At 73.2% G+C, this 19,593-nt stretch carries 15 protein-coding genes; 6 read left to right on the plus strand and 9 right to left on the minus strand.

The annotated features are described in order from the left end of the window. Window positions 1–1,855 (plus strand): hypothetical protein (locus tag ACWC24_RS04545; RefSeq protein ID WP_450661337.1); only part of this gene is annotated, 1,855 nt, incomplete at its 5' end. A gap of 97 nt (window positions 1,856–1,952) precedes the next feature. Here ACWC24_RS04545 and erpA read toward each other — a convergent pair. Continuing rightward, window positions 1,953–2,309, minus strand: coding sequence for an iron-sulfur cluster insertion protein ErpA (erpA, locus tag ACWC24_RS04550; protein WP_152886524.1), 357 nt, complete (start codon window positions 2,307–2,309; stop codon window positions 1,953–1,955). Between the two features lie 306 nt (window positions 2,310–2,615). Between erpA and nadA the strand changes: the two genes are divergently transcribed. Further along, window positions 2,616–3,800, plus strand: a complete 1,185-nt coding sequence (gene nadA, locus ACWC24_RS04555; protein ID WP_450661338.1) for a quinolinate synthase NadA — start codon at window positions 2,616–2,618, stop codon at window positions 3,798–3,800. Window positions 3,801–3,821: 21 nt separating this feature from the next. Here the strand turns inward: nadA and ACWC24_RS04560 are convergent, their stop codons facing one another. The 6 genes from ACWC24_RS04560 to ACWC24_RS04585 all read right to left on the minus strand — a co-directional run bounded on the left by ACWC24_RS04560 (window position 3,822) and on the right by ACWC24_RS04585 (window position 12,868). Beyond that, window positions 3,822–6,092: a protein kinase domain-containing protein gene (locus ACWC24_RS04560; RefSeq protein WP_450661339.1), complete on the minus strand. Its 2,271-nt coding sequence runs from the start codon at window positions 6,090–6,092 to the stop codon at window positions 3,822–3,824. An 87-nt stretch (window positions 6,093–6,179) separates the two neighbouring features. Further along, the gene (locus ACWC24_RS04565) at window positions 6,180–9,284 is read right to left on the minus strand and encodes an efflux RND transporter permease subunit (protein ID WP_450661340.1); all 3,105 of its coding nucleotides are present in this window, start codon (window positions 9,282–9,284) and stop codon (window positions 6,180–6,182) included. Window positions 9,285–9,449: 165 nt separating this feature from the next. Beyond that, on the minus strand, window positions 9,450–10,133 hold the full coding sequence (locus ACWC24_RS04570) for a response regulator transcription factor (RefSeq protein WP_450661341.1): 684 nt from the start codon (window positions 10,131–10,133) through the stop codon (window positions 9,450–9,452). Next, window positions 10,130–11,362: a sensor histidine kinase gene (locus ACWC24_RS04575; protein WP_450661342.1), complete on the minus strand. Its 1,233-nt coding sequence runs from the start codon at window positions 11,360–11,362 to the stop codon at window positions 10,130–10,132. The genes ACWC24_RS04570 and ACWC24_RS04575 overlap by 4 nt, the downstream gene beginning before the upstream one ends. Window positions 11,363–11,766: 404 nt before the next feature. Continuing rightward, on the minus strand, window positions 11,767–12,045 hold the full coding sequence (gene pspAA, locus ACWC24_RS04580; RefSeq protein ID WP_450661427.1) for a PspA-associated protein PspAA: 279 nt from the start codon (window positions 12,043–12,045) through the stop codon (window positions 11,767–11,769). A 40-nt stretch (window positions 12,046–12,085) separates the two neighbouring features. After that, window positions 12,086–12,868, minus strand: a complete 783-nt coding sequence (locus ACWC24_RS04585; protein WP_450661343.1) for a PspA/IM30 family protein — start codon at window positions 12,866–12,868, stop codon at window positions 12,086–12,088. A 291-nt stretch (window positions 12,869–13,159) separates the two neighbouring features. Here ACWC24_RS04585 and ACWC24_RS04590 point away from each other — a divergent pair, with 291 nt between their 5' ends. After that, window positions 13,160–13,786, plus strand: a complete 627-nt coding sequence (locus ACWC24_RS04590) for a DUF3043 domain-containing protein (protein WP_450661344.1) — start codon at window positions 13,160–13,162, stop codon at window positions 13,784–13,786. Between the two features lie 83 nt (window positions 13,787–13,869). Next, window positions 13,870–14,571 carry a class I SAM-dependent methyltransferase gene (locus tag ACWC24_RS04595; RefSeq protein ID WP_450661345.1) on the plus strand — a complete coding sequence of 234 codons (702 nt, stop codon included), beginning with the start codon at window positions 13,870–13,872 and terminating at the stop codon, window positions 14,569–14,571. A gap of 69 nt (window positions 14,572–14,640) precedes the next feature. Here the strand turns inward: ACWC24_RS04595 and ACWC24_RS04600 are convergent, their stop codons facing one another. Continuing rightward, entirely contained in the window at window positions 14,641–14,853 is a 213-nt protein-coding gene (locus tag ACWC24_RS04600) for a hypothetical protein (RefSeq protein WP_152886531.1), read from the minus strand. Window positions 14,854–15,098: 245 nt separating this feature from the next. Between ACWC24_RS04600 and ACWC24_RS04605 the strand changes: the two genes are divergently transcribed. Further along, window positions 15,099–16,316 (plus strand): bifunctional adenosylcobinamide kinase/adenosylcobinamide-phosphate guanylyltransferase, encoded by a 1,218-nt coding sequence (locus ACWC24_RS04605; protein WP_450661346.1) that lies wholly within the window; start codon window positions 15,099–15,101, stop codon window positions 16,314–16,316. Between the two features lie 714 nt (window positions 16,317–17,030). On the opposite strand, the gene ACWC24_RS04610 is transcribed toward ACWC24_RS04605, so the two are convergent. Next, on the minus strand, window positions 17,031–18,131 hold the full coding sequence (locus ACWC24_RS04610; RefSeq protein ID WP_450661347.1) for a class I SAM-dependent methyltransferase: 1,101 nt from the start codon (window positions 18,129–18,131) through the stop codon (window positions 17,031–17,033). A 169-nt stretch (window positions 18,132–18,300) separates the two neighbouring features. On the opposite strand from ACWC24_RS04610, the gene cobT reads away from it, so the two are divergent. Next, window positions 18,301–19,458 carry a nicotinate-nucleotide--dimethylbenzimidazole phosphoribosyltransferase gene (gene cobT, locus ACWC24_RS04615; RefSeq protein WP_450661348.1) on the plus strand — a complete coding sequence of 386 codons (1,158 nt, stop codon included), beginning with the start codon at window positions 18,301–18,303 and terminating at the stop codon, window positions 19,456–19,458. The last annotated feature ends 135 nt before the right edge of the window (window positions 19,459–19,593 follow it).

A 19,593-nucleotide genomic window follows, 5' to 3' on the forward strand; every position in this document is an offset into this window, starting at 1 on the left:
CGCTTCCATCAAGCCCCCCTCCGCCGAGGACACCCCGGTCGAGGCAGCCTCCACCGAGGACACCCCGGTCAAGGCCGCCTCCACCGAGGACACCCCGGTCGAGCCCGCCTCCACCCACGACGCTTCCATCAAGCCCCCCTCCGCCGAGGACACCCCGGTCGAGGCAGCCTCCACCGAGGACAGCCCGGTCAAGGCCGCCCCCGCCGAGGACAGCCCGGTCGAGGCCGCCTCCACCGACGACGCTTCCATCAAGCCCCCCTCCGCCGAGGCCGCCTCCGTCGAGCCCGCCTCCACCGAGGACACCCCCGTCGAGCCCGCCTCCGCCGAAGACGCTTCCGTCGAGGGCGCGGCTTCCCGGGTGGGCGCCGGGCGCGTCCCCGAGCGGGTGTCCGAGGTGGTCCCCGTCTCCGAGGTTCGCTCAGGGACCGAGGACGACGTCGGGGGCCACGAGGACCGCCCGGCCTCCCGGCGGCGCTCGCCCGCGATCGTCGCCTCGGTCGCGGCCGCCGTGCTGCTCGTCGGAGGCGGTGGCGCGTACCTCGCCGCGAGCGCGTCCGGCGGCCGTTCGGGTGCCGGAGCCCCCGCGCCGCTGGCCCTCGACGGCTACTCCACCGCCGGTACGTCCGGCACCGGTGGTGCCGCGAACGGCATCGCGCCGGGTGAGCCGAATCCGTACGGCGTGACGTACCGGGCCGCCGGAGCACTGCCCGACGGCCCCGGCTCGGCGCCGGTGTACTGGGCCACGGGCGAGGTCACCCGGGACGAGGTGGCCCGCCTGGCCGAGGCGTTCGGGATCGACGGGACGCCCGTGGCCCAGGGCACGGTCTGGAAGGTCGGCACGGACAAGGACGGCGCGGGCCCGGTCCTCCGGGTGGACAAGGCGGCGCCGGGCACCTGGACCTTCAGCCGTTACGCGCCCGGCACCGACGACTGCAAGAACCGGACCCTGTGCATACGGGACCCCGCCGGCCCGATCGCCGACCCGGTGAGCGAGGCGGCGGCGAAGAAGGCGGCCGCGCCGGTGCTGAAGGCACTGGGCCAGGACGACGCCAAGGTGGACGCGGGCCAGGTCATGGGCGCCCAGCGGACGGTGAACGCCGATCCGGTGGTCGGCGGGTTGCCCACCTACGGCCTGACCACCGGACTGACCGTCGGTGCGCAGGGCGAGCTGGTCGGCGGCAACGGACAGCTGACGACGCCGCTGAAGGGGGACGTGTACCCCGCGCTGAGCGCGCGGGAGGCACTGGACCTGCTGAACAAGGCACCCGGCACGGATCACCGGATGGGCATCGGCGGCTGCGCGAGCCCCGTACCGCTGAAGGACCGGCTGGAGGAGCCGTGCGGGTCCTCGACCGCCCCGGACGCCGGCGGGCGCACCACGGTCACGGTCGAGGACGCGGTGTTCGGGCTGGCGGTGCACCGGTCGGACGAGCGGCTGGCGCTGGTTCCGTCCTGGCTGTTCGCGACCCGTGGGCAGGGCGCGCAGAACGCCTTCACGGTGACCTATCCGGCGGTGGAGCCGGACTATCTGACCCCGTCCGTGTCGGCCGACCCGAGCGCGACGCCGGAGTCGCACGACGTGCGGGTCGAGGGCTACGGCGCCGACGGCACGGAGCTCACCGTGCGCTACACCGGCGGGGTGTGCGCCGACTACAAGGCGAAGGCGGTCGAGAGCGCGGACCGGGTGACGGTGACGGTGACCGAGAAGCCGTGGCCGAACAAGATCTGCATCAAGATCGCCAAGATCTTCGAGCAGAGCGTCCGGCTGGACCGGCCGCTGGACGACCGGAAGGTCTACGGCTCGGACGGCCGCGAGGTCCCGGCGGTGACGGCCGGGACGAAGCTCCAGCGGTAGGGGAGCGCGCGGACGGACGACGAAAGGCGGCGGCCCCGTCGTAGGGGGCCGCCGCCTTTCGTGTCGTCCGGGTCCGCCCGAGGGCGTCCCGGGCGGCTCAGCTGAAGGAGTCGCCGCAGGCGCAGGAGCCGGTCGCGTTCGGGTTGTCGATCGTGAAGCCCTGCTTCTCGATCGTGTCCACGAAGTCGATCGAGGCGCCGCCCAGGTACGGGGCGCTCATGCGGTCGGTGACGACCTTCACGCCGTCGAAGTCCTTGACGACGTCACCGTCGAGCGAACGCTCGTCGAAGAAGAGCTGGTAGCGCAGGCCGGAGCAGCCGCCGGGCTGAACGGCGACACGCAGGGCGAGGTCCTCGCGGCCTTCCTGGTCGAGCAGGGCCTTGACCTTGGACGCGGCGGCGTCGGTCAGGATGATGCCGTCGGTGACGGTGCTGGTCTCGTCCGATACGGACATCTACATCTCTCCCGGGTTGTACGGAGACTGCTTGCCGACGGTTGCAACCGACGGGGCCGCGGATTCATTCCGGGCCGGGCGCGTGTCTTTTCGGATCCGCCGGCTCGTTCGCCCCTCGGATCCTTCTTCATGCTCGCACATGACAGGGGGAGCGGAAAACGGTCCATCGGGATTCATGTCACACCGACACTATGGCCGTCGTCAAAGTGACGTGAAGCAGTTATGATAGATAGCGTCATTTAGACGAAAACTAGCGTCGGCCCGATGCACGGACCGACGAGCCGCAGAACAGAAAGGGTGCGTGTCGTGACCACCGCCCAGACCCCGGAGCTCGACGTACAGCCGACGCCCCTCGCCCTCCTGCTGCTCGGCCGCGAGGCCGACCCGAAGAGCGAGCGTGGCGTCGAGTGCCCGGGCGACCTCCCCTCGCCGTCCGACCCGGACCTGGTCGAGCGCGCCCGCGCGGCCAAGGAGAAGCTCGGCGACAAGGTCTTCGTGCTCGGCCACCACTACCAGCGCGACGAGGTCATCCAGTTCGCGGACGTCACGGGTGACTCCTTCAAGCTGGCCCGGGACGCGGCCGCCCGCCCGGAGGCCGAGTACATCGTGTTCTGCGGTGTGCACTTCATGGCGGAGTCCGCGGACATCCTGACCGGCGACGACCAGAAGGTCGTCCTCCCGGACCTCGCCGCCGGCTGCTCGATGGCCGACATGGCCACCGCCGAGCAGGTCGCGGAGTGCTGGGACGTGCTGACCGAGGCCGGCATAGCCGAGCAGGTCGTGCCCGTCTCGTACATGAACTCGTCCGCCGACATCAAGGCGTTCACGGGCAAGCACGGGGGCACCATCTGCACCTCGTCCAACGCGAAGAAGGCGCTGGACTGGGCGTTCGAGCAGGGCGAGAAGGTCCTCTTCCTGCCCGACCAGCACCTCGGCCGCAACACCGCGGTGCGGGACATGGGCATGTCCCTCGACGACTGCGTGGTCTACAACCCGCACAAGCCGGGCGGCGGCCTGACCGCCGAGCAGCTCCGCGGCGCGAAGATGATCCTGTGGCGCGGCCACTGCTCGGTCCACGGCCGTTTCTCGCTGGACTCGGTGAACGACGTGCGCGAGCGCATCCCGGGCGTGAACGTCCTGGTGCACCCCGAGTGCAGGCACGAGGTCGTGGCCGCGGCGGACTACGTCGGCTCGACGGAGTACATCATCAAGGCCCTGGAGGCCGCCCCGGCCGGCTCCAAGTGGGCCATCGGCACGGAGCTGAACCTGGTCCGCCGGCTGGCGAATCGCTTCGCGCCCGAGGGCAAGGAGATCGTCTTCCTCGACAAGACGGTCTGCTTCTGCTCGACCATGAACCGCATCGACCTCCCCCACCTGGTGTGGACCCTGGAGTCGCTGGCCGAGGGCAACCTCGTCAACCGCATCGAGGTCGACAAGGAGACCGAGGCGTTCGCGAAGCTGGCGCTGGAGCGGATGCTGGCGCTGCCGTAGCCGGCCCGCCGTGGACCCGGATCACCCCGCCTGCGGCTCCTGGGCGGGGTGCTCCGGGTCCAGCGCGAAGACGGTCCCGTCGGGACTGAGCACCACCAGGGAGCCGCCGTCGGGATAGACCTGCGTCGGGTGGAAGCTCGTCCGGATGACCTGCCCGGCGCGGGCCGGGGACTCCCACAGCAGGTGGCCCGTGGTCGTGTCGAGCGCGGCCACCCGGCCGGTGGCGCCGGCCGTGTAGAGGGTGCGGCCCCGCTTGTCGGAGAAGGGCGGACCGGGCTGCTGGAGGGTGGTCGTGGTCTCCCACAGCTTCTTGCCCGTCGCGGGGTCGTGCGCGGTGACCCGGCCGTTGGAGGAGGCGAAGCAGAGCACGCCGCCCACCAGCGCGGCCTCGCCGTGCGGGCTGCCCGGCAGGCTCTTCCTGCGTACGGTCCCGGTCTTCGGGTCGATCAGCAGGACCTCGGTGTACGCCGAGTCCTCGGTGTACACCAGGTCCTCGACCGATTCGGCCTGGCCGGCGGAGTACAGGAAGGCCAGATCGCCGTCGACGTCGCCGACGTACGTGAGGTTGCCGTCCGGCACGCTCACCTTCCGGGTCGTGCCGTCGGCCGGGGCCAGGGCGTAGAACACGGTGTGCGCCGAGGAGGCCAGGTCGGAGCAGTCGGCGTACGGAAGGCCGCCGATCTCGACGAAGTTGCAGTAGTAGGCCGGGTCGGCGGGCAGGACCGTGGTCCAGCGGGCGGTGCCCTTGCGCGGGTCGCGGGCCGTCACGCGCTTGCCGTCCGGCACCAGCAGCAGATCGCCGACGAGGGCGGGCTGGACGGTGGCGTCGTCCATGGTGCGCGACCAGAGCAGTTCACCGGTGCCGGAGTCGAGGGCCAGGACCTTGGCCGCCCGGGGGCCGCCCGTGCTGCTCACGACCGACTGGCGGACCAGCAGCACGCCGTCGTACTCCCCGAGGACCGTGCTGTCGTAGTACGCCCGATCCACCCCCGAGGGCACGGAGTCCGCGCGCCAGGCGAGCCGGCCCGTCGACCCGTCGACCCGGACGGGGAAGAGACCGGAGCCCCCGCAGTACAGGGCGGCCTCGCCCATCGCGCAGGACAGGGTTTTGCCGGCGTAACCCTGCTCCTCGTTCATCGGCCGGGTCACACCGGAGAGCGCGGCCCCGAAGACCGAGGTCCGCCACGGCTTCCAGCCGGCGGGCAGCGGGGCCCAGCGGGAGGTCGTGGTGGCGGCACCGCGCGACGGGGTGCTCCCCGCCGACGCCGTGCTCCTGCTCCCGTCCGGCCGCTGGAACGGGTCGAACAGGACGTAGCCGGTGACCGCCACGGCCAGGACACCGGTGGCCGCCGCCAGGACGGGCCACCGGCGCAGCCGGGGACGGCGGTCCCGGGGAGGTGCGGTGACGGCCCGGGCGGGCTCGTCGGGTGCCGGGCCGGGGGGCGGCAGACGCAGGGTCACCGTCTCCCGGTCGCCGGCCGTCCGCTCGGGCAGTGCCTCGGCGAACTCCCGTCCCAGTTCCTCCAGTCCGGGCCGGTCGCCGGCCTCCTTGGCCAGGCAGCGGGTCAGCACCGAGCGCAGCGGCTCCGCGACCGCGTCCACCGAGGGCTCCTCGTGCATGACGCGGTACGCCGTCAGGTAGGGGCTGTCGGCGTCGAAGGGGCCGTGGCCGGTCGCGGCGAACACCAGCAGCGCGCCGAGGGAGAAGACGTCCGAGGCGGGCCCGGCCGAACGGGCGTCCGTGAGCTGCTCCGGCGACATGAACGGCGGGGTGCCGATGACATGACCGGTCTCGGTGAGGGTCTGGTTCTCGGCCGCGCGGGAGATGCCGAAGTCGATGACCCGCGGGCCGTCCTCGGCCATCAGGACGTTGGCGGGCTTCAGATCGCGGTGGACCACCCCGGCCCGGTGGATGTCCCGCAGCGCCTCCACCAACCCCAGTGCCAGCAGGCGCAGTTGCGCACCCTTCAGCGGGCCGGTGTCGCGGATCAGGTCGGAGAGCGCCGGGCCGGGCACGAACTGGGTGGCCATCCAGGGCCGGGAGTCCTCCGGGCCGGCGCCCACGACCGGGGCGGTGAAGGCGCCGCTCACCCTGCGGACGGCCTCGATCTCCTGACGGAAGCGGACCCGGAAGACGTCGTCCTGCGCGTACTGCGCGTGGACCACCTTGACCGCGACCTCACGCCCCGACCGGGACCGGCCCAGATAGACGACGCCCATGCCCCCGGACCCGAGGCGGTCGACGATCCGGTATCCGCCGAGCGTCCTCGGATCGTCCTTGTACAGCGGCAACGCCCCGATTCCCTTCCCCCGCAAAGCAGTTCGAGTTCACAGGATATGAAACCCGTGCGGGGGAAGGGACATCGGAGCGGCGAACGGTCAGACTCCGGCGGGCTCCAGGGTCTTCTCGGGCTCCGTGGCCTGCCGCTTCGCCGCGCGCTTGTCCGCGCGGCGCTCCTTGCGCAGCTCCAGCATCGCGTACAGCGTCGGGACCAGCAGCAGCGTCAGCAGCGTGGACGTGATCAGGCCGCCGATCACCACGACCGCCAGCGGCTGGGCGATGAAGCCGCCCTCACCGGTGACGCCCAGCGCCATCGGCAGCAGCGCGAAGATCGTCGCCAGGGCGGTCATCAGGATCGGCCGCAGTCGGTGCCGGCCGCCCTCGACGACCGCCTCGACCACGCCGTGGCCCTGGGCGCGGTACTGGTTGATCAGGTCGATCAGCACGATCGCGTTCGTCACCACGATGCCGATCAGCATCAGCATGCCGATCATCGCGGGAACACCCATCGGGGTGCCGGTGACCACCAGCAGACCGATCGCGCCGGTCGCCGCGAAGGGGATGGAGACCAGCAGGATCAGCGGCTGGGCCAGCGAGCGGAACGTCGCCACCAGCAGCATGAAGACGATCGCGATGGCCGCGAGCATCGCCAGGGCGAGGTTCTTGAACGCGTCGTCCTGGTTCTGCGAGACACCGCCGATCTCCGCCGTCGCGCCCGCCGGGAGCTTCAGGGAGTTCAGCTTCGCGGTGAGGTCGGCGCTCACGGCGCCGGTGTTGTCGCCGGTCGGCCGCGCGGTGACGGTCGCCGCGCGGCGGCCGTCGATGCGGGTCATCGACACCGGGCCGTCGGCCAGCTCCACCGTGGCGATGTCGCCCAGCTTCACCGCGCCCAGCCGCAGGTCACGCAGTTGCGCCAGCGTCTCGGCCGGCTCGGCCGACTTGATGACGACATCGCGCTCGGCGTCGTCGACGATCGCCTTCGCGGCCGTCGTACCGCGCACCGCCTGGGCGACCGCAAGACCCAGCGTCTGGTCGTCGAAGCCCGCGGCGGCGGCCTTGTCGTTCGCCTTGACGGAGATGCGCGGCACGCTCTGGGACAGGTCGCTGGTGACGTCCGTGACGTCGTCGAGGCCGGCGACCGCGTCGCGGACCTCGTCGGCCGCCTTGCGCAGCACGTCCGCGTCGGCCGCCTTGACGACCACGCTGAGGTCCTGGCTGCCGAAGCCGTCACCGGCGGCGACCGTGGTCGTACCGGCGCCCTTCAGCCCGGCCAGGCCCTTCTCGATGCGGCTCTGCACGTCGTCGGCCGACGCCGAGTCCTCCAGCATGACCTGGTACGACGCCTGGTTGGTGTCGGTGCCGCCGCCGAAGGCCGCCATGAAGCCGGAGGAGCCGATGGTGACCTGGTAGTCCTTGACGCCCTTCACCCCGGCGAGCAGCTTCTCGACCTTCTGCGCCTGCTCGTCGGTGGCCGCCAGGCTCGTGCCCGGCGCCAGCTCCTGCTTGACGGTGAGGACTTCCTGCTCGCCCTGGTCGAAGAAGTTGGTCTTCAGCAGCGGCGCCATCCCGAAGGTCCCGAGCAGGACCACCACGGCGATGGCGACGCTGGTCAGCCTGCGGCGGGTCGCGAAGCGCAGGACCGGCACGTAGAAGCGCTGGAGGCGGCTGGCCGCCTCCTTCTCCTCGGCCTCGCGGCGGGCCTGGGCCGCGTCGGCCGGGGTGCCCTTGGGGGCGCGCAGGAACCAGTACGACAGCACCGGGACGACCGTCAGGGAGACCAGCAGGGAGGCCAGCAGGGCCGCGGTCACCGTGATGCTGAACGAGCCGAACAGCGCGCCCACCATGCCGCCGACCAGGCCGATCGGCAGGAAGACGGCGACCGTGGTCAGCGTGGAGGAGGTGACCGCGCCGGCCACCTCGCGGACCGCGTCGAGGATCGCGGCCTGGCGCTCCTCGCCGTAGCCGAGGTGGCGCTTGATGTTCTCCAGGACGACGATCGAGTCGTCGACGACCCGGCCGATCGCGATGGTCAGCGCGCCCAGCGTCAGCATGTTCAGGGAGAGGTCGCGCGTCCACAGCACGATCAGCGCCAGGACCACGGACAGCGGGATGGAGACCGCCGTCACCAGCGTCGAGCGGACCGACGCGAGGAAGACCAGGATCACCAGGACCGCGAAGAGCAGGCCGAGGCCGCCCTCGGTGGTCAGGCCCTCGATGGCCTTCGACACGGCGGGGCCCTGGTCGCTGACGACCGTGATCGTCGTGCCGGAGCCGAGGTCCTTGCGCAGGGCCGGCAGCTTGTCCTCGACGGCCTTGGAGATCGCGACCGCGCTGCCGTCGTGGTCCATGGTGACCATCACGGCGAGGCTCGGCCTGCCGTTCGTGCGGGTGATGGAGTCGGCCGGGGCCTCCTGCTGGCGCACCTCGGCCACGTCACCGAGGCGCACCGGCTTGCCGCCGGGCTGCCCGGTCACCCTCAGGTCCTGGATCTGGGCCACCGAGGTGAAGCCGCCGCCGACCCGGACGGTGCGGTTCTTGCCGTCCTCGTCGAAGGAGCCGGCCGGCATGGTCGCGCCGCCCGCCTGGAGGGCCTGGGCCAGGGCGGCCGTGTTCAGGCCCGCCTTCTTCAGCTTCGCGTCGTCGGGGGTGACGGTGATCTGGAGGTCGCGTACGCCGTTGACCATGACCCGGCCGACGCCGTCGACGTTCTTCAGGGCCGGCACCACCGACCGGTCGATCCGGTCGGCCAGCGCCTGCTGGTCCATCCCCGAGGTGACGGCGAGGACGACGGTCGGCATGTCGTCCGTCGAACCGGCGATGACCTGCGGGTCCACGGAGTCGGGCAGCTGGGCGCGGGCCCGGTTGACGGCGAGCTGGACGTCGGCGACGAGCTGCTTGGTGTCGTTGCCGTAGTCGAAGGACGCCATGATCACGGCGTTGCCCTCGCTGGCCGTCGAGGTGACGCCGGTGATGCCGTCGACGCCGTCGAGGGAGTTCTCGATCGGCTCGACGACCTGCTTCTCGACGACGTCGGGCGACGCGCCCTGGTACGGCGCGAGCACCGACACCATGGGCAGTTCGATGGTCGGCAGGAGCTGCTGCTTGAGCTGCGGGATCGCGATCGCGCCGAACGCGATCGCGATGATGGACATCAGGCCTATCAGGGCCCTTTGCGCGAGGCTGAACCTGGACAGCCAGGACATGGATCGGGGTCTCTCTTCTGGGAGCGGCAGAAGTCACGGAGCGTACACACGGACAGGTGAGCGCCCACGACTACACCCTGGTCCACCACCGGACCGTGATCCGTAGGCCCCAGGTCCATTTCCTCGTCGGACGTATACTCCCGGCGCAGTACGGCCGGGGTGGGGTCACTCCACCCTCGGGCGTACCAGGCCCGACTCGTAGGCGATCACCACGAGCTGGGCCCGGTCGCGGGCGCCCAGCTTGGACATGGACCGGTTGACGTGGGTCTTCACCGTCAGCGGGCTGACCTCCAGCCGCTCGGCGATCTCGTCGTTGGAGTGGCCGCCCGCGACCTGGACGAGGACCTCGCGCTCACGCACGGTGAGGGTGGCGAGGCGCTCGGTGCGGGCCGGGTCCGCCGCGCCCTCGGAGGCGTCGCCCTGGGCGAGGAAGCGGGCGATCAGCCCCTTGGTGGCGGCCGGGGACAGCAGGGCCTCCCCCGCGGCGGCGATCCGGATGGCGGCGAGGAGTTCCTCCGGTTCGCTGCCCTTGCCGAGGAAGCCGGAAGCGCCCGCGCGCAGCGACTGGACGACGTAGTCGTCGACCTCGAAGGTGGTGAGAATGACCACGCGGACCCGGGCCAGGGCCGGGTCGGCGCTGATCAGCCGGGTGGCGGTGAGACCGTCGGTGCCGGGCATCCGGATGTCCATGAGGACCACGTCGGCGCGCTGCTCCCCGGCCAGCCGGACCGCCTCGGCGCCGTCGGCGGCCTCCCCCACCACCTCCATGTCGGGCTCGGAGTCGACGAGGACGCGGAAGGCGCTGCGCAGCAGCGCCTGGTCGTCGGCGAGCAGCACGCGGATGGTCATACGGGCTCCCCCCGCTCCCCCGCTGCGACGGTGCGGGTCTTGACCGGCAGGATCGCATGGACGCGGAAGCCGCCCCCGTAGCGGGGACCGGTGGTGAGGGTGCCGCGCAGCGCGGTGACGCGTTCGCGCATGCCGAGCAGCCCGTGGCCGCCGCCGGTCCCCGGGACGCCGTCCCGGGCCGGGCGGCCGTCGTCGAGCACGGTGACCTCGATGTGGGGTCCCACGCGCACGACGCTGACCTCGGCCTTCGCCGCGGAGCCCGCGTGCTTCTGCACGTTGGTGAGAGCCTCCTGGATGACGCGGTAGGCGGCGAGGTCGACGGCGGCGGGCAGGGCGGTGTCCTGGTCGGCGCGGGCCACCTCGACCTGGAGACCGGCGTTGCGGAAGGTCCCGGCGAGCTCGTCCAGGCGGTCGAGGCCGGGGGCCGGCTCGGTGGGGGCCTCGGGGTCGCCGGACTGGCGCAGCAGCCCGACGGTGGCCCGCAGTTCGTTGAGCGCCGAGCGGCTGGCCTCGCGGACGTGGGCGAGGGCTTCCTTGGCCTGGTCGGGGCGTTTGTCCATGACGTGGGCGGCGACTCCGGCCTGCACGTTGACCAGGGCGATGTGGTGGGCGACGACGTCGTGCAGGTCGCGGGCGATGCGCAGGCGTTCCTCGGCGACCCGGCGGCGGGCCTCCTCCTCGCGGGTGCGTTCGGCACGGTCGGCACGGTCGCGGATGGCCTGGACGACGGCGCGGCGGCTGCGCACGGCGTCCCCCGCGGTGGCGCCGATGCCGGTCCAGGCGAAGATCGCGAGGTTCTCCTGGGCGTACCAGGGCAGCGGGCCGGCGAGCATGGACGCGCCGGTCAGGACGGTCATGGTGAGCAGTCCCACCCGCCAGGTGGTGGGGCGGTCGGTGGTGGCGGCGACGGTGAAGAGGGCTATCACGGCGCACATCGCGACCGGGGCGCGCGGGTCGCCGGTGACGCTCTCGACCAGGGCGAGGCCGCCGGTGACCGCGAGGACGGCCATCGGGGCGCTGCGGCGGAAGACCAGGGCCAGGGCGCCGAGGACGATCAGCAGGAGGCTGAAGAGGTCCGGCGCGCGCAGGATCCAGCTGACGCCGCGTTCCCCGTGCGACTGCACGAAGGAACCGGCCACCATGCACACCAGCGCCCCCGCGGCGAGCGCCGCGTCCAGCGCCAGGGGATGGGCCTGGAGTCGGCATCGGGCGCGTTCGAGGGTGCTCACGGTCGGGACGGTTCCAGGGGGCTCACGGTGGAAACAGTACGGGCAGTCGCCGGTGCCGGAACAGGCCCGGTCATGGGCGCGTGGGGGACGCGGCACGGCGCACGGCGAGGCGGCACGGCGCACACCGCGGCCCCGCCGGGACCCGGCCGCGCGTCACGACGTACGGGCACGCGGCCCTGCGGAGGGCACGCGTCGGCCTGCGGACACACATCACGATGTACGGACTCGCGTCGGCGTACGGAGACACGGCCGGGCGCACGAAGACGCGCCACGGCGACGGGCACGCGGCCCTGCGCACGGACACGCGCCACGGCGTACGGACGCGCGTCACAGCATGCGCGGCGAGCGCCCCGGGCTGCGGCCGGCCCAGGGCTGCGGATGTCGGCCCGGGGCGGCCGGGTGGGTCAGCCCGGGATCAGGCCCTCGTCGCCGAGCAGGTCCCGGACCTCCTCCAGGGTCGCGTCCGCGGCGGGGAGGATGAGCTGGGACGGCTCCAGGGCGTCGTCCGGAAGCGGTTCGCCCAGCTCGTGGACCTTGTCGAGCAGCGCCTCGAGCGTGCGGCGGAAGCCGGGGCCGTCGCCCTTCTCCATCTCGGCGAGAAGTTCGTCGTCGAGCTTGTCGAGCTCGGTGAGGTGGCTGTCGGCCAGCCTCACCTGTCCCTCCCCCATGATCCGTACGATCATGTCGCCCTCCTCGGCGTGGGCCTCGGTCACGGTCCGGTGATCACTGCTTGTCGAAGCGCGGGGTGTCCTGCGGCTGCTGGGACTGCGACTGGCCGGTGCCGCCCTCGATGGCCTGCTGGCCCGAGGAGCTGCCCCCGGCCAGTTCCGCCTTCATGCGCTGGAGCTCCAGCTCCACGTCCGTACCGCCGGAGATCCGGTCCAGCTCGGCCTGGAGGTCGTCCTTGGCCATGCCGGTGGGGTCGTCCAGCGCGCCCGAGGCGAGGAGTTCGTCGAGGGCGCCGGCGCGGGCCTGGAGCTGGGCCGTCTTGTCCTCGGCCCGCTGGATGGCCAGGCCGACGTCGCCCATCTCCTCCGAGATGCCGGAGAAGGCCTCGCCGATCCGGGTCTGGGCCTGGGCCGCCGTGTAGGTCGCCTTGATCGTCTCCTTCTTGGTGCGGAAGGCGTCGACCTTGGCCTGGAGCCGCTGCGCGGCCAGCGTGAGCTTCTCCTCCTCGCCCTGGAGCGTCGCGTGCTGCGTCTCCAGGTCCGTCACCTGCTGCTGGAGCGCGGCACGACGGGAGAGCGCCTCGCGGGCCAGGTCCTCACGGCCCAGCGCGAGCGCCTTGCGGCCCTGGTCCTCCAGCTTGGAGGACTGCTGCTGGAGCTGGTTGAGCTGGAGCTCCAGGCGCTTGCGCGACGTCGCCACGTCGGCGACGCCCCGGCGCACCTTCTGGAGCAGCTCGAGCTGCTTCTGGTACGAGTAGTCGAGGGTCTCGCGCGGGTCCTCGGCCCGGTCAAGGGCCTTGTTCGCCTTCGCGCGGAAGATCATCCCCATACGCTTCATGACACCGCTCATGGGCTTCGCGCGCCCCCTTCTGACGGACTCCGGCTCCAGCCACTGCAACAGAACCCACAGTACGGGCCCTGCATCCATTACCGCACTGTTCGGGGACGGATGCGCTCATCCCCAAGGACGACTGCGGGCCCACCCGCTCCGGCGTGAGGAGTAGGTGTTCCCCGGGGATTGCCCGCGGTGGCCCTCCGGACGGTTCGCCCGGTGAACCGTCCGCGACGTCCTCCCTGCCCCGTACAGACGCCCGGTGTTGCCGGATCGTTCCCGGCCGGGCTGGGGTCCATGCCGCCGCACCCCGTACCCTTGGGTTTTGTGTTCCGTAGCCGTGCCAAGGAAGAGAAGGCCCCCGCCGACAAGGCGCAGGTGACCGACTCCAAGCAGATCCGCCACCCGCAGGCCCCGAAGGGCCGGCCCACGCCCAAGCGCAGTGAGGCCCAGTCCCAGCGCCGCAGCGTCGCCAACACGTCGCTGTCGCGCAAGGACGCCGCCAAGCGTCAGCGCGAGGAGCGGCGCCAGGCCATGGACCGGCAGCGCCAGGCGCTGGCCAGCGGGGACGAGCGGTACCTACCGGTCCGCGACAAGGGACCGGTCCGCAAATACGCCCGCGACTTCGTCGACTCGCGCTTCAACATCGCGGAGTTCTTCCTGCCGATGGCCGTGGTCATCCTCGTGCTGAGCGTGGTGCGGGTGCCGTCGGTGCAGAGCATCGCGCTGATGCTCTGGATGGTCGTGATCGTGCTGATCGTGCTGGACTCCGCCGTGTCCGGCTTCCGGCTGAGGAAGCAGCTCAACGAGCGCTTCCCCGACCAGCGACGCAAGGGCGCGGTCGCCTACGGGCTGATGCGCTCGCTCCAGATGCGCCGGCTCCGGCTGCCCAAGCCGCAGGTCAAGCGCGGAGAGCGGCCCTGAGTACGACGTCGTTCACCGGGGGCGCGGCTGATGCCTGGCTGAGCAAGCTGGGCGGGTTGCGGAATGTCGTACGACAGGAGCTGGTGGCTCGCCAGCTCGACGAGCAGATAGCCGGACGGTTCGCCGTCGGGCAGCGGCTGCGCGTGCTGGACGTCGGGATGGGCCAGGGCACGCAGGCGCTGCGGCTGGCCCGGGCCGGTCACCAGGTGACCGGGCTCGAACGGGACGCGACGATGGCCGCGACGGCGCGGGAGGCACTGGCGTCGGAGCCCGAGGGGATCCGCGACCGGATGCGGATCATCGAGGGCGACGGCCGGGACACCGGGGTGCACTTCCTGCCGGGCAGTTTCGACGTCGTGCTGTGTCACGGCGTCCTCATGTACGTCGAGGAGCCCGACCCGCTGGTTGCGGGGCTCGCGCGGATGCTCGCGCCGGGCGGTCTGCTCTCGCTGCTGGTGCGCAACGCGGACGCGCTGGCGATGCGACCGGGGCTGTCCGGGGACTGGTCCCGGGCGCTGGAGGCCTTCGACAGCACGGCCTACCGCAACCGGCTGGGCCTCGACGTGCGCGCGGACCGGCTCGCCACCCTGACCGCCACGCTGGCCGGTATCGGGGCCCCGCTGCACAGCTGGTACGGGGTGCGGGTCTTCACGGACACCGCGGTGGACGGCGCGCAGCCGCCCGACGACCTCGACACCCTGCTGGCGGCCGAGGAACGGGCCGGCCGGACGGACCCCTACCGGGCCACGGCGGCGCTGCTGCATCTGTGCGGCGTGCGCGGCTGACCTCGGTCACCTCGCCGTCGGGACGCCGGCCGCGGGGCGAGGGCCGGGGCGTCGGCCCTCGCCCGGGGCTCAGGACTCCTCGGCGTGCAGGCTCATCGGCCCGTAGATCTCGGTGGAGTCCTCGAACAGCCGCACCTGGTCGGCGCCTCCTGCGAGCAGGTCCTTCCAGACCTCTCCGATCCAGGACTCGGCGTCCCCCTGCGTCGTGAACTCCTCGGGCTGCACCGCGGGCTGGACTTCCGTCCCGTCGGCCTTCTCGAACCGCCACAGCCATGTCGCCATGTACGCCTCCCAGATGTGAGCACATGTGGAGCGGAAGCCGGATCACCGTCCGGCCCCTGCTCGCAGCCTATGCGCTCGGCCGGGTCGGCCGTGAGCAGGCTGCGGAGGAAGATCGGCCGACGCGGTCGTGCGAACCGGCCCCGCGTCCGCGGCGGGATCCGCCGGACGGCCCCGGGGAGCGGGACACGGGCCCCGCGGAGGTCTTGATCACGCGGGACCGGCCGGGACAGGCGAAAATCGTCGGTGTGGATCTGACTCTGCTCGGCACCGGTGCCCCCGAGGGCCTCCCCCGCCCCGACTGTCCCTGCGCGGCCTGCGCGTGTGCGCTGGCCGCGGACGCGCGGGCGGCCACGTCGCTGCTCGTGGACGGCACCCTGCTGCTGGACCTGACGCCCGGCGCCGCCTTCGCCGCGGCGCGCGCCGGGCGTTCGCTGACCGGCGTACGTCAGGTGCTGCTGTCGCATCCGCACGACGGGCCCGCGCTGGAGGTGCCGGCCGGGCTGCCGCAGCCCGGCCGGGTGCCGGACGGACGGGAGTTGGCGCTGCTGACGGGGCACCGGGTGCGGGCGGTGGCGATGGACGCGCCGGGCACGGGGTACGCGGTGACCGGACCGGACGGCCGGCGGCTGCTGTATCTGCCGCCGGGGTGCGCGCCGGCCGGGCTGGAGGAGGGCAACGGCGCGGCGGCGCCGTACGACATGGTGGTCGCCGATGTGGTGGGGCGGCCGGACGCGCTCGCGAAGCTGCGGGCGGTGGGGGCGGCGGGGCCGACGACGGACGTCGTCGCCGTCCACCTCGATCACGACGTGCCGCCGGGACCCGAACTGCGGCGGCGGCTCGCGGCGGCGGGGGCGCGGACGGTGCCGGACGGGACGACGCTGACGGTGGGGGTGTACGCCGACGTGCCCGACGTGCCCGACGTACCCCGGCGCACGCTGGTGCTCGGCGGTGCCCGCTCGGGCAAGTCGGTGGAGGCCGAACGCCGGCTGGAGTCGTTTCCCGACGTGCTCTACGTCGCCACGGGGGGTACGCGCCGCGGCGACCAGGAGTGGGCCGGGCGGGTCGCGGCCCACCGAGAACGGCGCCCGGGGTCGTGGCGGACGGTGGAGACGTGCGACCTGGTGCCGCTGCTGGCGGAGGACGGGCCGCCGCTGCTGATCGACTGTCTGTCGCTGTGGCTCACCGACGCGATGGACTCCGTCGGCGCGTGGGACGACGCGGTGTGGGCGGACGGGGGCGAGAAGGCGCTGTGCAAGCGGGTGCGGGAGCTGACCGCGGCGGTGCGCGCCGCCCGGCGGACCGTCGTCGCCGTGTCGAACGAGGTGGGGTCGGGGATCGTGCCGGCCACCGCCTCGGGCCGGCGCTACCGGGACGAACTCGGCCGTCTCAACGCCGCGTTCGCCGGGGAGTGCGAGCAGGTGCTGCTGGTGGTGGCGGGCCAGGTGCTGACGCTGCGCGGCTGACCCCGGGCCCGCCGGGCGAAACACCGGCCCGGCCCGGCGCGGCACCCGCCGCCCGCGCCCGCGCCCGCGTCCGCGGTTCGGACCCGCGGTTCGGGCCGGGTGTGGGAAGGGGGTTCCGGCGGGACACGGACGTCGGCACCGGCCGGGTCCGGGAAGGGGGTTCCGGCGGGGCGCGGGCGTCGGCACCGGCCGGGTCCGGGAAGGGGGTTCCGGCGGGGCGCGGGCGTCGGCACCGGCCGGGTCCGGGAAGGGGGTTCCGGCGGGGCGCGGAGATCTGCCCCGGTCGGCCACGGGCAGCGGATCCGGCCGGGCGGCACGCGCCTCGGTTCCGGCCCGACACAGAACTCGGCTCCGACCGGGCACGGAACTCGGTCCCGACCAGACACAGAACTCGGTCCCGACCAGACACAGAACTCGGTCCCGACCGAGCGCGGACATCGGCGCCGGCCGGGCCCCGGAAGCGATTGCGGCGAGGCGCGGAGTCGGCGCCGGCCAGGCCCGGGAAGCGGTACCGGCCGGGCGGCACGCGCCTCGGTTCCGGCCCGACACAGAACTCGGCTCCGACCGGGCACGGAACTCGGTCCCGACCGAGCGCGGACATCGGCGCCGGCCGGGCCCCGGAAGCGATTGCGGCGAGGCGCGGAGTCGGCGCCGGCCAGGCCCGGGAAGCGGTTCCGGCCGGGCGCGGGACCGGGTTCCGACGCGCCGGGGAGGTCAGTCGCGGCGGGCGATGACGCGGTAGGTGTTGGAGAAGCGGGTGCGGCGCAGCAGCGGGGCCAGGACGTGGTCCAGCGTCGCGGCCGCCGCGACGAACGGTGTGCTCGCGCCGAGCAGCGCGGTGCGCAGCCGCCGCGGCAGCGCGCCGGGCGGGGCCGCCCGCCAGGGGGCGTCCGGCGCGGGCAGGGCGCGGGTGACGGCCAGGGACAGGGCGCCGGCCAGGTCGTACGGGACATGGCCCGCCCGGCGGTCGACGGTGACGATCGTGCAGCCCCGGGACTCCAGTTCCGCGCACAGGTTGGGCAGCGGGATCAGCTGGAGGTGGCGGGGCTGGCCGTACGGGAGCCACCACTTGCCGAGCAGGGTCGCGAACGCGCTGCGCGGGTCGCGGAGTTCGAGCAGCAGATGGCCGCCGGGCCGGAGCACCGCGAGGGCGGCGTGGAGTTCCGCGCGGGGGTCGGTCGTGTGTTCCAGGTGTCGGAGCATGCTCACCACGTCGTAGCGGGCGCGCAGCCGGGCGGCGATCTCCGGGGTGGTCAGCAGGCCCACGTGGGCCTCCTCGACCCGCCCGGCCGCGCGGGCACGGGCCACCCGGGGGGTGGGGTCGAGGCCGTCGAAGGAGGTGTAGGCGAACACCTGCTTGGCGCTCTCCGGGAAGTGGGCGTGTCCCGTGCCCACGTCCAGCCAGCTCTCCGGCTCGGGGAACGGCAGCATCGCGCGAGCGGTGGCGTGCAGCCGTCCGCGGCGGGCGCGCGCGCCGAGGGCGCCCGTCGTACGGACGGCGAGCTCGTCGGGGTGCGTCTCGTGCAGGTCCCGCTGGTAGAAGGCGATGCCCTCGGCGGTCAGACGGGGGTTCTGGAAGGCGTGCGCGCAGTCCCGGCACTCGTCGACGACGAAGGTGCCCGGCTTGCCCTGGACCAGGTCGGGGGCGCGCAGCCGGGTGCGCAGCCGGACCGAGCCGCACCAGGGGCAGTCCGTGCGGCGCGGTTCGTGGAAGTGGGCGGTGCCCCGGGCGAGTTCGGCCGCGTAGCGGGCACGGCGCCGTTCGGCGTGGGGAGCGGCGAGGGCGGCGGGGGGCGGGACGGGCTTCGAGGACATGGGCGGCTCCCGGTGGGGCGAGAGGGCGACGGCAGGGCAGGGTCGAGGTCCGACCATTTCGCCGCAAAGTGGAACGTATGGGATCCCGATCTTGGGTGCAACGACGTCGTGCGCGCGGGGTGGCGATGTGGCGCCGACACGCTCGATCGGTGCCGGTACTGTTCGGCGAATGAGCTCGCTTAATCTCGACGACTTCACCGATCTGATCGAGCGTCCCGACGGCGGGGTGCGCCGCGACGCCGAGGCGCGCAGGGAGCGTCAGATCGTGCCGCCCGGATCGCTGGGGCGCCTCGACGACCTGGGTGAGTGGCTGGCCGCGGCACAGTCGGCGGTGCCGGTGCGGCCGGTCGAACGGCCCCGCGTGATCCTCTTCGCCGGGGATCACGGCATCGCCGCACGCGGCGTCTCGGCCCGGCCCGCGGGCAGCGCCGCGGAGCTGGTGCGGGCGGTACTGGAGGGCGGCCGGCCCGTCTCCGTGCTGGCCCGGCGGCTGGGCGTACCGGTGCGGGTCGTGGACATGGCGCTGGACTGCGAGCCGGACGAACTGCCCGCGGACGTCGTACGGCACCGGGTGCGACGCGGCAGCGGGTCCATCGACGTCGAGGACGCGCTGACGCTCGAGGAGGCGGAGGCCGCGTTCCTCGCCGGGGTCGCGGTGGCCGACGAGGAGGCCGACTCCGGTACGGATCTTGTGGTGCTCGGCGATGTGAGCGTGGGCGGGACCACGGCGGCGGGGGTACTGGTCGCCGCGCTGTGCGGGACCGACGCGTCCGTGGTGACCGGGCGCGGCGGGCTCGCGATCGACGACCTGGCGTGGATGCGCAAGTGCGCGGCGATCCGGGACGCGCTGCGCCGGGCCCGGCCGGTGCTCGGCGACCAGTTGCGGCTGCTGGCGGCGGTGGGCGGTGCCGACCTCGCCGCGATGACCGGTTTCCTGCTGCAGAGCGCGGTGCGCAAGCTGCCCGTGGTCCTGGACGGGGTCGTGACGGCGGCGTGCGCGCTGGTCGGCCAGCGGATCGCGTTCCGGGCGCCGGACTGGTGGCTGGCCGGGCATGGCAGCGGCGAGCCGGGGCAGGCCAAGGCGCTGGACCGGATGGCCCTGGAGCCGCTGCTGGAGCAGGGGATGACCGTCGGCGAGGGAGCGGGCGCGCTGCTGGCCCTGCCCCTGGTGCAGGCCGCCGCGGCCCTGGCGGCGGAGCTCCCGGAGCGACCGGAGGTCGAGAAGGCGGAGGAGCCGGACGCCGAGCAGGGCGAACAGGGCGAGCACGCGGACGAGCAGGAGAAGCCTGAGCAGCCCGAGACGCCGGAAGGGCCCGACGGGGTCTGAACGGCACCCGGCCGGGACCGGTCGGCGGGCCGGCGGGTGGCAGGTGGCGGATGACGGGGCGACCACCCGGCCACCCAGCCGTCCGGCCGTCCAGCCGTCCGACGTACCGACGTACCGGCGCACCGGCGCACTGGC

Source organism: Streptomyces sp. NPDC001443 (assembly GCF_053597355.1).

Coding starts and splice junctions, on each gene's coding strand:
- erpA (WP_152886524.1), bottom strand. CDS start 2,309: ATGTCCGTATCGGACGAGACCAGCACCGTCACCGACGGCATCATCCTG.
- ACWC24_RS04565 (WP_450661340.1), bottom strand. CDS start 9,284: ATGTCCTGGCTGTCCAGGTTCAGCCTCGCGCAAAGGGCCCTGATAGGC.
- ACWC24_RS04570 (WP_450661341.1), bottom strand. CDS start 10,133: ATGACCATCCGCGTGCTGCTCGCCGACGACCAGGCGCTGCTGCGCAGC.
- pspAA (WP_450661427.1), bottom strand. CDS start 12,045: ATGATCGTACGGATCATGGGGGAGGGACAGGTGAGGCTGGCCGACAGC.
- ACWC24_RS04585 (WP_450661343.1), bottom strand. CDS start 12,868: ATGAAGCGTATGGGGATGATCTTCCGCGCGAAGGCGAACAAGGCCCTT.
- ACWC24_RS04590 (WP_450661344.1), top strand. CDS start 13,160: ATGCCGCCGCACCCCGTACCCTTGGGTTTTGTGTTCCGTAGCCGTGCC.
- ACWC24_RS04600 (WP_152886531.1), bottom strand. CDS start 14,853: ATGGCGACATGGCTGTGGCGGTTCGAGAAGGCCGACGGGACGGAAGTC.
- ACWC24_RS04610 (WP_450661347.1), bottom strand. CDS start 18,131: ATGTCCTCGAAGCCCGTCCCGCCCCCCGCCGCCCTCGCCGCTCCCCAC.
- cobT (WP_450661348.1), top strand. CDS start 18,301: ATGAGCTCGCTTAATCTCGACGACTTCACCGATCTGATCGAGCGTCCC.